The sequence below is a fragment of the Rhizobium sp. LEGMi-198b genome, from assembly GCF_054114205.1.
Genome location: NZ_JBSYVH010000011.1, coordinates 32,450 through 45,311 on the forward strand (window position 1 = coordinate 32,450; position 12,862 = coordinate 45,311).

Sequence of the window (12,862 nt, forward strand, 5' to 3'; positions counted from 1 at the left end):
CATTGTCTGTTCGGGCTATTCTTTACCACAATCGCATTTTAACGTCGGCGGGAATGCTGGACCAGAAACAACCAGTGCGGTATCGGTTTGTCGGTGGTCCTTTTAGAGTTGATCATGTCGCCGAGGAAGATCATTGCGTTTCGAAGCCTTAAACCGCATCTGGGAGACTGCTCGGGAGACCAGCCATGATTTTCGGGCCTCTACCGATGTGTTTCCCGTTGTCGATGTCGAGAAGCTGAGCACGACGCTTAGCCTGAAGGAGCAGGGCGCGGCCAATGGCAGTCTCAACCGGCCGGGGCAAAGCGCTCAGTCCCTCGATGAAACCGAGCAGCGTATCATCGCTTGGGTCGAGGCGGAGAAGAAGAGCTCCTATCAGGTCCTCGAAGATCAGTTCCAGACCTTCGACAGCCGCCTGCGCAATCTCGATTTCGAAGGGCAGTTCGGGCTGATCCGGCAGGCGAACGCGTCCAGCGTTTCAGATTTCAAGGCGGAGGTCGCAAGCGGCGTCGACGAGCTGCATGGCCTGCGCCGCAATTTGAAGACTGCCGAGGACGAGATGGTGGACTTCAAGTCCCGGCACAGGCTGCAGCGCGCGGCGAAGGTCTCCAGCAAGGCGGCTTGGGGCTTCAAGGTTGCGCTGATCGTCTTCCTCATTCTCATCGAGATGGTGATGAACGGCAGCTTCCTCGCCAAGGGAAGCGAGCAGGGAATTGTCGGCGGCGTCACGGAAGCGGCGGCCTTCGCCTTTCTGAACATCGGCTCGGCATTGATGTTTTCCTTCTTCTGCGTTCGCTTCCTCGTGCACCGCTCGTTTTTCCTGAAGCTGCTCGGTCTGTTCGGCCTGGTCGCCTATGTCGCCGTAGCGCTCGCGATCAACATCGCACTGGCGCATTACCGCGAAGTGTCGGCAACCATTCTGACCGGTGCCGGAGCCGAGGTAATGCAACGGCTGAAGGCCGCGCCGCTGGGTCTGCAGGAGCTGAATTCCTGGATGCTGTTTGCCGTCGGCCTGATGTTCTCGCTCTTCGCCTTCATAGACGGCTGTTACCTGACAGATCCCTATCCAGGCTTTGCCGGCGTGCAGAAACGCCTCGATGCGGCGAGAAGTAACTATATCGACCGCAAGCTCGATCTGATCGACGATCTTCGGGATATCCGCGATGAACACAATGGCAAGATCGAAGAGATCATCCGCGATCTCAGTATGCGCCGGCAGGAGACCGCCGCCATCATCGCCCATCGCGCCCGAACGGCCGGCCTCTTCATCGAACATCAAAATCATCTCGAGCGCACCGCCAACACGCTTCTGACCGTCTATCGCGAGGCCAACCGAGGCACGCGCACGGAACCGGAGCCGGCCTATTTTTCATCCGGCTATCAGCTTGAGCGCCTGATGCCCGTTCTGCAGACCGGAGAGGAATGGGACGACAAAGTGCTTGGCGAGCGCATTCAGAGCGCGCAGGCCGAGCTGACTCAGCAGATCAAGCGAATCGGCGACGAATTCGAAAGCGCCATCGAGAAATACCACAAGCTCGATAATCTTTTCCCGGAGAGCATCATTGGCACGACGCAAGCGGCGTAGCCGAGGTGGCAGCTCGGCCGGTCTTATCATGGCGACGGTTTGCCTCGCCGTTTTGTCCCTCGGTATTGTCGGCGCCTATGGCTGGCTGCGCTATAAGGCGAGCGGCAATGTCGCGGTCGACCAGGCTTCGCTCTGCCCGGTGGATGGACCGAAAGCGGAAACGGCGATCCTGCTCGACGTCACCGATCCGATCTCGGACACGACGGCGCTCGATCTGCGCAATCAGTTCCAGAAGATCGTCGCCGATGTGCCCGTCGGCGGTGCAATCGACATTTATGCGCTGACGGAGAAGGAGGGCGAGCTTATTCAGACCTTCCATGGCTGCAACCCTGGAAGCGGCGCCAATGTCGACGAATGGACAAGTAATCCGCGCCTGGCGCAGGCGCGCTGGGAAAAAGGCTTTGCAAAGCCGCTTGCCGATATCGCCGGCAAGCTGAGCGTCGGCGAGGCCGGCAAGCAATCGCCGATCATGGCCGGTATCCAGAAGATCAATCTGGAGGTCTTTGCGAGCGCTGCCGGAGGCATTCCGAAGCATCTCTACATCGCCTCCGACATGATCGAGCATACCGACACGTTCTCGAACTACCGCGACGGCGCCTCCTATCAGAAATTCCAGCAGAGCCCGGCGCGGAATAAATTCCGGACGTCACTGGATGGTGTCATGATCAGGATCCTCGCCTTTCAAAGGCCGAACATGAAGTTCAGTATGGAGGATCTGGCAAATTTCTGGGCGCAGTGGATCAAGGGCAATAATGGCGATTTCGACGGCTTCGTCCGATTGGAGGGGATACGCTGATGGCCGATGTTGAGGCGAGGTTAGCCATGCGCGACTACGGGCCGATGGTCCTATTCGCGCTGGTCACCGTCGGCGGCATGATCTTCATCTGGACGTCCAAGCTTCTGGGCTGGCCGCTGCCGATCGTCACTGGAGTACCGCTGCTATTGATGGCGGTCTATTTCGTGCTCTCCCTGGCTTTCGCGGGATTTCGCCTGCACAACGAGCAGGCGGGCGACAATCTCTACTACATGGGATTTCTGTTCACCCTGTCGAGCCTCGGCGTATCGCTCTACCTCTTTGCCGGCGAGACCTCGATCGAGACGATCGTCCGCAATTTCGGCATCGCCGTCACCTCGACCATCGCCGGCGTGACGCTGCGTATTCTCTTCAACCAAATGCGGCGCGATCCGATCGACATCGAGCGCAGCGTCCGCCACGAACTGGCCGAAATGACGCGGCGCGTGCGCACGGAGCTGGATTCGTCGTCGCGTGAATTTTCTCACTACCGGCGTGTCAGCAATCAGATGCTGTCGGAAGGTTTCGAAGAGATCGCGCGCCAGGCGGAACGCAACGGCGAGGAAATTCAGAAGATCCTGGAGGTCCTGGCGAAGCAGGCGGTCAAACCCATCAACGAGGCGGCGGCGCAACTGACGGAAACGACGTCGCAACTCTCCGAGATCATCGACAAATTCGGCACGGCGGTCGAAACCGTAGGCAAGAAGCTCGAGGATATCCACTCGCCCGAAGACGTCGTCCGTGCCCAGTTGGCGCCGGCGATCGCTGCCATCAAGGAGATGGCTGAGGCGCAATTGCAGCCACTGAAAAATATCGAACAGACACTGAGCCGTATGGCGGATATGCCGGTCCGGTCGCTGCCGCCTGAGCCCAAACCGCTCGATCTGCAGGCGGAGAAACCGTCAGATCATCCGGTTGCATCCGTGGACGATGAAGTGCTCTCCGAGCCTGTCGTAGTCCTCTCGGCCAACGAAAACGAACCGCCGGCCGATAAGGTGCGACGCAGACGCCGGTGGTATCTATGGTGATGCGCGTCTCTGACACCACGCCGAAACTGGAACACAAGGGCTATAATCGTGGCCTGATCCTTGGCCTGACGATGGCCGAATCCATGCTACTGCTGGTCTTCTGCCTGCTTCTGGTGGCAGCGGCGATGATTTCGGCGGAGAGGAATCATCGCTACGAGACCGAGCGGAAACTGAAAGACGCCGAGCAACGGCTTGTACTCCTGGAAAAAAAGCAATCCGAGCAGGCGGCGCGCATCGTGCAACTGCAATCGAAGCTGATTTCCGGCGACCTCTCGGCGGCGGACCGCGCGACGTTGGAAAAGGAATGGCGCGAACTGGTGGCGGCGCGCGACACGCTGGACAGCATGGGCGCTGATGGCACGAAGCCGGAGGATCTGCAGGAGCTTGCCAAACTCGCGGAAGTGTTGAAGCAGCATGGCGTCGATCTTTCCAAGGCGCCCGACGAGGTAGCCAAGCTTTTGGCAGGCGAGCGTTCTGGAAAGGGCGCCCATGATTGGCCGCCGATCATCAATCTCGACGACGCCAAGAAGAACTATTTCCAGTCGGGCAGCGCCGAATTGACCAAGACTTTTGAACGCATGCTCGACACCACGATCTCGAATGAGATTGCGAGCAACTTGAGCCTCTATGACGCCGACATTGTCGAGGTGATCGGCCACACGGACGAGCAGCGGGTATCGCGGGGAAGCTCGAATCTCGACGATACGCTGATCGGGGCGATGGATGGCAAATTGCCGATATCGGCGGTCGAGCCGGCTGATAATGCCGGGCTGGGACTTGCGCGCGCCATCGCTGTGGCCAATGTCCTCAAGGCCAATCCGAAGCTGAAGAACGTCACCATCCTGCCGATGTCGGCCGCGCAACTGATCCTGCCCGGCGATACGATCACGGCAGGGCAGGCGGGTTCCGTGGAATCCCGCCGGCGCATCGAAATCCGGGTACGCGGCAGGACCACGCCCGTTGCTGTGATCAATGACGCAACGGCGGTCCCCATCAGCATACGCTAGCTACGTTTCCCAGCCAGACGCGGCTTAACTCCGCAGGCCCGGAGCCTCATGGCCCGTGCGCGCCACATATTCGGTGTAGCCGCCGCCATATTGGTGAATGCCCTCGGGCGTCAATTCCAGCACGCGGTTGGACAAAGCGGCCAGGAAATGCCGGTCGTGCGAGACGAACAGCATGGTGCCTTCATATTGCGACAGGGCCTGGATCAGCATTTCCTTCGTATCGAGGTCCAGATGGTTCGTGGGCTCGTCCAGCACGAGGAAATTCGGCGGGTCGAAGAGCATCATGGCCATGACAAGCCGCGCCTTTTCGCCGCCCGACAATACTCGGCACTTCTTCTCGACATCATCGCCGGAGAAACCGAAGCATCCCGCCAGCGCGCGCAAGGAGCCCTGTCCCGCCTGCGGGAACTCGTGTTCGAGCTGTTGGAAGACGGTGCGTTCGCCGTCCAGCAAGTCCATGGCATGCTGGGCGAAATATCCCATCTTCACACTGGCGCCCAAAGCGACGCTGCCTTCGTCCGGCTGCGTCGAGCCCGCGACCAGCTTCAGCAGGGTGGACTTGCCGGCGCCGTTGATGCCCATGATGCACCAGCGCTCCCTGCGCCGTACCATGAAGTCCAGTCCTTCATAGATGACGCGACTGCCGTACTTCTTGTGAACACTCTTCAGGTTGACCACGTCTTCGCCAGAGCGCGGTGCCGGCTGGAATTCGAAGGCGACGGTCTGACGCCGTTTCGGCGGTTCCACCCGATCGATCTTCTCCAGCTTCTTGACGCGGCTCTGCACCTGCGAGGCATGCGAGGCGCGTGCCTTGAAGCGTTCGATGAATTTGATTTCCTTGGCAAGCATCGCCTGCTGGCGCTCGAACTGGGCCTGCTGCTGCTTTTCGTTCTGCGCCCGCTGCTGTTCGTAGAATGCGTAGTCGCCCGAATAGCTGCTCAATGAGCCGGCGTCGATCTCGATGATCTTGGTGACAATGCGGTTCATGAACTCGCGATCGTGCGAGGTCATCAGCAAAGCGCCCTCGTAGCCCTTCAGGAATTCTTCCAGCCAGATGAGGCTTTCCAGATCCAGATGGTTGCTCGGCTCGTCGAGAAGCATGACATCGGGGCGCATCAGGAGAATGCGGGCGAGCGCCACGCGCATCTTCCAGCCGCCCGACAGCGCGCCGACGTCGCCGTCCATCATCTCCTGGCTGAAGCTGAGGCCCGCCAGGACTTCCCGGGCGCGTCCTTCGAGCGCATAGCCGTCCAGCTCTTCGTAGCGTGCCTGCACTTCGCCATAGCGCTCGATGATATCGTCCATCTTGTCGGCCTGGTCCGGATCGACCATGGCGGCTTCCAGCTCGCGCAGCTCGGCGGCAACCGCACTGACGGGGCCCGCGCCTTCCATCACTTCGGAGACGGCACTGCGGCCCGCCATTTCGCCAACGTCCTGATTGAAGTAGCCGATGGTGACGCCCTTATCGACGGAAACCTGCCCCTCATCGGGCAGCTCCTGTCCCGTGATCATCCGGAAAAGCGTCGTCTTGCCGGCCCCGTTGGGACCGACGAGCCCGACGCTTTCACCCCTGTTGAGCGCCGCGGACGCCTCGATGAAGAGGATGCGATGGCTGTTCTGCTTGCTGATGTTTTCGATACGAATCATGTCTACGCGAGGCCCGAAGAAAGTTTTGGCGCCTTATGCCACGGGTCGTGCGCTCTGTCGCAGCTTTTTGGGAAGGAGAATGATATCCGTTGCAGATCGGTGTTCATGGCTGGCGATTTCTGAGATTTTCAAGACGGTGCCTCACGCGACCGGAATACCATCGCCGACGCCTTGCCGGCCGGTTCGGCGATAGAATGAGTCGAAAGGCTGGACTCTCGCGCAGAACGGCTCGGAGCGCGGCGAGTCGGATGTCACCGTGGCAATAATTTCAGTGAAAGCGGATCATTTCCCGCCGGTTTCGTGACGGAAATCGGGCATTTCAGCGGGGGACGCGTGCTGCGATATGGCAGCCGCGATGGGCCGTCATTCGTCAATTCTGCTGGCGTAACTCAGTAGAGCGGTCTAGGAAGCATTTCCAGTCGCGTTCCTCTTCCTGGTACCGCGCGCCGGACGCTTAGTTGTTCGGCTCGCGGCGGGCTGATCTACAGGTTCCTTCGCGAGCGCGAGGATGTTTTCTACGACCAGCGATATCGCGGGCTCTTCGTTTGCAATATACGAAGGGCTTTTGTCCTCGATCCTTGGGACTGGCTTCTTCTCTGCCCATGGCAACGCCTTCCCGTCGGAGTTCTTGCGCTTTTTCTTCTCGAATATGTCACGGTATCGGCGCGGGGAAATTCCGATGAAAGGTTCGAAGAGCACCTTGGTGTATTGCTCAGACGGTGAAAACGTAATCGAGTCCTCGTGCAAATCCTTGGCGTGGCTCTTCGGGTAAGGTTCGAGAAAGACGACGCGCCGGACGCCGGAGGAGACTATGTGTTTCGCGCACATATGGCACGGGAAAGTCGTAGTGAATAGGATGGAGTCGGCCAGCGCCTTGCCCTTGCGGGCCGCATCCGTGATTGCCGACATCTCTGCGTGTATGATGCGTCCGAACTCGATAATATCCATGACACGGGAGTCGGAGATGAGCCCCTCGGACATCATCTTCTTCACCTGGTTAGACGTAGCGCCTTCCTTCTCTAGCTTGTCAGACAGGTAACCTAGCTGACCCATACGCTCCACTAGATCGTGGAGAAGACGAAGCTTGCGACTATGGTTCCCATCCTCGCCTTCTTCGAAGTCGCGATGGGCAGCGCCTGGATCGTCGCACCAGTAGGTCCCACCGAATGCCTTCGGTACTTCATTGCAGCCAAGCGTGATAACTTCGCCGCGGTCGGAGAAGATCGCCGCGCCGATCTGCCGGGATAGGTCGAGTGAGCGTAGCGACGCGCCGGCCGCGGCGTACATTCCGTACTCAGCCTTCGTCGGCGATAGCCCGTTGTGACCGAAGAAAGCGTTGATGAATCTTACGACGACCTCCTTCGCCTCACGCCCACCTTGACCGGGAACGAAGACGTCGCCGAGATGAAAGACATCGGAAACACGCTGTCCGAAGGCCTCGTCGACTTCATTATAGTCGCGAGCGATGAGATCGATGGCTTCTTTTTCTGCATCGGCATCTTCGATTATCTCCGTGCCGAACCCCTTGATCTTCTTCATGAGTTGTCGGCGGCGTTCATCCGGATCGGAGTAGACAGAGACTTGCACAAACTTGCGGCCATAGACGGCGCGAAGTAGATTGATTTCTTCCTCTCGCTTGAGTTGACGAATGATGTAGGCCGTTCCGAGCGCGGGCTGATCCGGGCCCTTGTTGTTTCGGCGGGCTCTAACACGTCGAATACCGCTGATAGCCAAACAGGCGAGAGCGCCATTATTGTTTACCTTCCGGCGAACCTCATCAGCGTGATTAATGAGAGATCTGTACCGCTTACCATACGTATCCTCATCAACCACGATGTGTGGAAGGATATCGCGCATCACCTGGGTGATGTGGATCATCTCGCTTGAGTACTGGACTTCCGTTAGTGCTTCCTTCAAGAAGCGCACGATCGCATCGAGGTCGACGCCGATCGGCCCAACAAGTCCAAAGACGATTTCCGGATTGTCGATAGTGGCTGCGGTGGTCAATCGTGGCTCCTAAAGGGAACATTAAGGACTGTGGCGCGATTATCATATCGCGCCTTAGTTAATACGAGTATTATCGAGTCGCGATCACTTGGAGGGTGTAGTGATGAAAGCCAACCTAGCCGTGCAGGACACATCCACAAGCAAGGAGCGCGGAGATGAGCTGCGCGCGATCATGAAAAATGCCGTCAAAAACGTGCTAGAGCGTCCCGAGACTCTCCGCGGCCCCTATGTCATTCGTGATGCTGATCTGAAGGTCAGCGAACAGCGCTGAATACCTTCACGCGAGCGACATGCGCTCGCGCTTTTCCCCAAAACGACGAGTGCAATCAAGCGGCTTCCGTTTGCGATATCGCAGGTATCGACGTTCTGCTTCCCGCGACGTTCCGCAGGGCCAATGAAATTGATGCGCCAACGGCCCACGCATGCTGTGTATGAACAAGCGTCTCTTTCCGCAAACGTCAGAATCGTACTGCGGTGGTTGCCTTAACCGTCGGTTCACTAAGCGCGATTTGTCATAAAGACAATTCGCGACTGTTACAAGGTGATCTTCCGGCGGCATCTTTAAACTTCTTCCCGCCCGATTTTATGCGGGCGGGACGGATTCTGCGTCATTTTGTTGGCTATGCGTCAAAATGAGTGACGACTGCTGCCTACAATCGCGCTCAGCGCTTAGCTGCACCCGCTCGTCGCGCCGCACGTGTCGCACTTCTCGCAAGTTCCATTCCGAACCATCGTGAAGTTCTGGCATTCCGTGCACATGTTGCCGGTGTAGCCCTGCATGATGGAGCGGGCGCGGCGTTCGGATTCCAGTTTCTTGGCTTCCGACTTCGCCGTTGCCGCCTCATCCGCTGCCTTGTCGGTGAAGAGGGCAGTGGAGGCTTCTTCGTTTGCCAGTTCCTCTACGATCTCTTCAGCCAGTTCCTTGGCGCGTTCCTCGTAATCGCGCTTGAAGGCGACGACTTCCGAGGTGGAGACGGCGCTGGTCGGTTCGAGCTTGCGCGCGGTATTGCCAGCGATGGAGGTGATCGTCGCGCCAGAGGAGGCGCGGGCAGGGGCTGCCGTCGACGAACCCTTGACCTCGGCTGCCTGGCGCTCACCCGATGTCGGCACCAGCGTCGGCTTGTAGCCGCGGGTCAGGCCCTTGGAGACGACATCGGCCTTGCCTTCCGACACGCCGCGTCCGAGCGCCGTGTTGTTGAAGTCCGACGTATCGACGTGGGCGAGATCGTGACGGCCGAGATAGGAGATGGCGAGTTCACGGAACACGTAGTCGAGGATCGACGTGGCGTTCTTGATCGCGTCATTGCCGGTGACGATGCCGGCCGGCTCGAACTTGGTGAAGGTGAAGGCATCGACATATTCTTCGAGCGGCACGCCATATTGCAGGCCGAGCGAGACGGAGATAGCGAAGTTGTTGATGAAGGCGCGCAGCGCCGAACCTTCCTTGTTCATGTCAAGGAAGATTTCGCCGAGACGACCGTCGTCATATTCGCCGGTGCGCAGGAAGATGGTGTGTCCGCCGATCTTGGCCTTCTGGGTGTAGCCCTTGCGGCGACCGGGAAGCTTTTCCTGGCTGCGGACAACCTTTTCGATGACGCGTTCGATGATCTTTTCGGTGACGGTGACGGCCTGGGCGGCAGCCGGGGCCTGCAGCAGTTCTTCCACTGCATCCTCGTCGCCCTCGTCGTCGATCAGCGAGGCGTTCAGCGGCTGGCTGAGCTTGGAGCCGTCGCGATAAAGAGCATTCGCCTTCAGGCCGAGCTTCCAGGAGAGCATGTAGGCGTTCTTGCAATCCTCGACGGTTGCTTCGTTGGCCATATTGATCGTCTTGGAAATGGCACCCGAGATGAAGGGCTGGGCGGCGGCCATCATGCGGATGTGGCTTTCGACCGAAAGGTAACGCTTACCGATCTTGCCGCAGGGGTTGGCGCAATCGAAGACGGCGAGGTGCTCGTTCTTCAGGAACGGTGCGCCTTCCAGCGTCATCGCGCCGCAGACATGGATGTTGGCTGCCTCGATGTCCTTCTTGGAGAAGCCGAGATGGTCGAGCAGGTTGAAGCTGATATCGGTCAGTTGCTCGTCGGAAACCTTCAGCGTGCCCTTGAGGAAGTCGGCGCCGAGCGTCCACTGGTTGAAGACGAACTTGATATCGAAGGCGCTCTTCAGCGCGGCGTTGACGGCCTCCACCTTCTCATTGGTGAAGCCCTTGGCCTTCAGCGTCGAAGGATTGATGGCCGGCGCCTGGTTCAGGTTGCCGTGGCCGACGGCATAGGCCTCGATCTCGGCGATCTGGCTTTCGGAGTAGCCGAGCGCACGCAGCGCTTCCGGAACGGCGCGGTTGATGATCTTGAAGTAACCGCCGCCGGCGAGCTTCTTGAACTTCACCAGCGCGAAATCAGGCTCGATGCCGGTCGTGTCGCAATCCATGACGAGGCCGATCGTGCCGGTCGGCGCGATGACGGTGGCCTGGGCATTGCGGTAGCCATGCTGTTCACCGAGGCTCAGGGCCTTGTCCCAGGCAGCCTTCGCATGGGCAACGAGATCCTGGTCCGGATTTTCGGCGTGGATCAGCGCCACCGGATTGACCGACAGGCCCTCATAGCCCGAGGTCTCGCCATAAGCGGCGCGGCGGTGGTTGCGGATGACGCGCAGCATATGCTCGCGGTTCGGCTTGAACATCGGGAAGGTCCCGAGTTCGGAAGCCATTTCGGCCGAGGTCGCATAGGCGATGCCGGTCATGATTGCGGTCAGCGAGCCGGCGATCGCACGGGCTTCATCCGAGTCATAGGGAATGCCGGATGACATCAGCAGACCGCCGATATTGGCATAGCCGAGGCCGAGGGTACGGTATTCGTAGGAGAGTTCGGCAATGCGGCGCGAGGGGAACTGCGCCATCATGACCGAGATTTCGAGAACGACGGTCCAAAGACGGACGGCATGCTCGTAGTCGCCGATGTTGATGCGCTTCGTCGCCGCGTCCTTGAAGGTCATCAGGTTCAGCGAAGCGAGGTTGCAGGCCGTATCGTCGAGGAACATGTACTCCGAGCACGGATTGGACGCACGGATCGGGCCGGCGGCTGGGCTGGTGTGCCAGTCGTTCATCGTCGTGTTGAAGTGCAGGCCCGGATCGGCAGATGCCCAGGCGGCATAGGAGATGGATTCCCAGAGATCGCGCGCCTTCACCGTCTTGACGACCTTGCCGTCCTTGCGGGCGGTCAGATGCCAATCGGCGTCGTTCTCGACGGCGCGCAGGAAGTCGTCCTTGATCGAGACCGAATTGTTGGAGTTCTGGCCGGAAACGGTGAGATAGGCTTCCGAATCCCAGTCCGTGTCATAGGTCTTGAACTCGAGGTCCTTGTAGCCCTGGCGAGCGAACTGGATGACGCGCTGAACGTAGTTTTCCGGAACCTGATCCTTCTTGGCAGCGCGGATTTCGCGCTTCAAGGCAGGGTTCTTGGCCGGATCGAAGCAATCGTCATTGTCGCCTTCGCAATTGACGGCAGCCTTCATGATCGCCTTCAGGTGCTTGGCGACGATCTTCGAACCGGTGACGAGGGCGGCAACCTTCTGCTCTTCCTTGACCTTCCAGTTGATGTATTCCTCGATATCCGGATGGTCGATGTCGACGACGACCATCTTGGCGGCGCGGCGGGTCGTGCCGCCCGACTTGATGGCGCCGGCAGCGCGGTCGCCGATCTTCAGGAAGCTCATCAGGCCGGAGGAGCGGCCGCCGCCGGAGAGCTTTTCGCCTTCGCCGCGCAGCAGCGAGAAGTTGGAGCCCGTGCCGGAGCCATACTTGAAGAGACGCGCTTCACGAACCCAGAGGTCCATGATGCCGCCTTCGTTGACGAGATCGTCCTCGACCGACTGGATGAAGCAGGCATGCGGCTGCGGATGTTCGTAGGCTGACTTGGACTTGGTGATCTTGCCGGTGAAAGGGTCGACATAGAAATGGCCCTGGCCGGGGCCGTCGATGCCATAGGCCCAGTGCATGCCGGTGTTGAACCACTGCGGCGAATTCGGTGCGACGCGCTGGGTGGCGAGCATATAGGCGAGTTCGTCGCGGAATGCCGATGCATCCTCTTCGGAGGAGAAATAGCCGCCCTTCCAGCCCCAATAGGTCCAGGTGCCGGCGAGGCGGTCGAAGACCTGGCGCGCATCGGTTTCGGAGCCGGTCTGGCTTTCCTTCGGCAGATCCTTCAGCGCCGCATCATCGGCCACGGAGCGCCACAGGAAGGAAGGAACGTCGTTTTCCTCAACCTTCTTCAGCTTGGCGGGCACGCCGGCCTTGCGGAAATACTTCTGCGCCAAGATGTCGGCGGCGACCTGCGAGAACTGCGCCGGCACGTCGATGTTTTCGAGGCGGAAAACGATCGAACCGTCAGGGTTCTTGATCTCGCTTGTCGCCTTGCGGAATTCGATCTCCGCATAAGGTGACTGGCCGGCCTTCGTAAATCGACGTTCGATGCGCATGATCCCTTACCTCAATTCGTTGGCGCCCGTCCTCGAAACGAAGGCGCAAAATTCCTGATCCGGCTTCGCGGTTTCAGCGCGCAGCCAGTGTTCAATCCGCTTCCTGACAGGAGGTGTCATCCGGAGATGTCTTTCCCGTATCTTGTGGTGATGGTGGCTGCAAACACTAAATATAGTATTAACAGCTTATTGCCGCCAGTCCCCGCATGTCTTTTTTTGGCAGCACCGATCTCGGCACAAAAGGCCTCCCTGGCGCCATCGATCATGATGATCGCCGTGAATCCAAATCCGATTTCGAGTTAAGGACCAGCCCCCGTTATTCCGT

At 59.2% G+C, this 12,862-nt stretch carries 8 protein-coding genes; 5 read left to right on the forward strand and 3 right to left on the reverse strand.

Annotation, left to right across the window (positions count from 1 at the left end; translation table 11 throughout):
- The first annotated feature begins 133 nt into the window (after nt 1-133).
- From ACXHXG_RS29780 to ACXHXG_RS29795, 4 genes are read left to right on the forward strand one after another with little or no spacing between them, the layout of a single operon-like run.
- A complete protein-coding gene (locus ACXHXG_RS29780; RefSeq protein ID WP_457901610.1) occupies nt 134-1,582 on the forward strand; it encodes a hypothetical protein in 1,449 nt (482 codons plus the stop codon).
- On the forward strand, nt 1,560-2,378 hold the full coding sequence (locus ACXHXG_RS29785) for a hypothetical protein (protein WP_457901611.1): 819 nt from the start codon (nt 1,560-1,562) through the stop codon (nt 2,376-2,378). Before ACXHXG_RS29780 ends, ACXHXG_RS29785 begins: the two co-directional genes overlap by 23 nt.
- Nucleotides 2,378-3,403, forward strand: coding sequence for a hypothetical protein (locus tag ACXHXG_RS29790; RefSeq protein ID WP_457901612.1), 1,026 nt, complete (start codon nt 2,378-2,380; stop codon nt 3,401-3,403). The genes ACXHXG_RS29785 and ACXHXG_RS29790 overlap by 1 nt, the downstream gene beginning before the upstream one ends.
- On the forward strand, nt 3,397-4,410 hold the full coding sequence (locus tag ACXHXG_RS29795; RefSeq protein WP_457901613.1) for an OmpA family protein: 1,014 nt from the start codon (nt 3,397-3,399) through the stop codon (nt 4,408-4,410). The genes ACXHXG_RS29790 and ACXHXG_RS29795 overlap by 7 nt, the downstream gene beginning before the upstream one ends.
- A 24-nt stretch (nt 4,411-4,434) precedes the next feature.
- Here the strand turns inward: ACXHXG_RS29795 and ACXHXG_RS29800 are convergent, their stop codons facing one another.
- Both ACXHXG_RS29800 and ACXHXG_RS29805 read right to left on the reverse strand, forming a co-directional pair.
- Complete coding sequence (locus tag ACXHXG_RS29800) at nt 4,435-6,057, reverse strand: ABC-F family ATP-binding cassette domain-containing protein (RefSeq protein WP_457901614.1); 1,623 nt, start codon at nt 6,055-6,057, stop codon at nt 4,435-4,437.
- Nucleotides 6,058-6,459: 402 nt separating this feature from the next.
- The gene (locus ACXHXG_RS29805; RefSeq protein WP_457901615.1) at nt 6,460-8,064 is read right to left on the reverse strand and encodes an anti-phage dCTP deaminase; all 1,605 of its coding nucleotides are present in this window, start codon (nt 8,062-8,064) and stop codon (nt 6,460-6,462) included.
- Between the two features lie 100 nt (nt 8,065-8,164).
- Between ACXHXG_RS29805 and ACXHXG_RS29810 the strand changes: the two genes are divergently transcribed.
- Nucleotides 8,165-8,335, forward strand: coding sequence for a hypothetical protein (locus ACXHXG_RS29810; RefSeq protein WP_457901616.1), 171 nt, complete (start codon nt 8,165-8,167; stop codon nt 8,333-8,335).
- 398 nt (nt 8,336-8,733) lie between these two features.
- Here ACXHXG_RS29810 and ACXHXG_RS29815 read toward each other — a convergent pair whose 3' ends face one another.
- Complete coding sequence (locus tag ACXHXG_RS29815; protein ID WP_457901617.1) at nt 8,734-12,537, reverse strand: vitamin B12-dependent ribonucleotide reductase; 3,804 nt, start codon at nt 12,535-12,537, stop codon at nt 8,734-8,736.
- Nucleotides 12,538-12,862 lie beyond the last annotated feature (325 nt).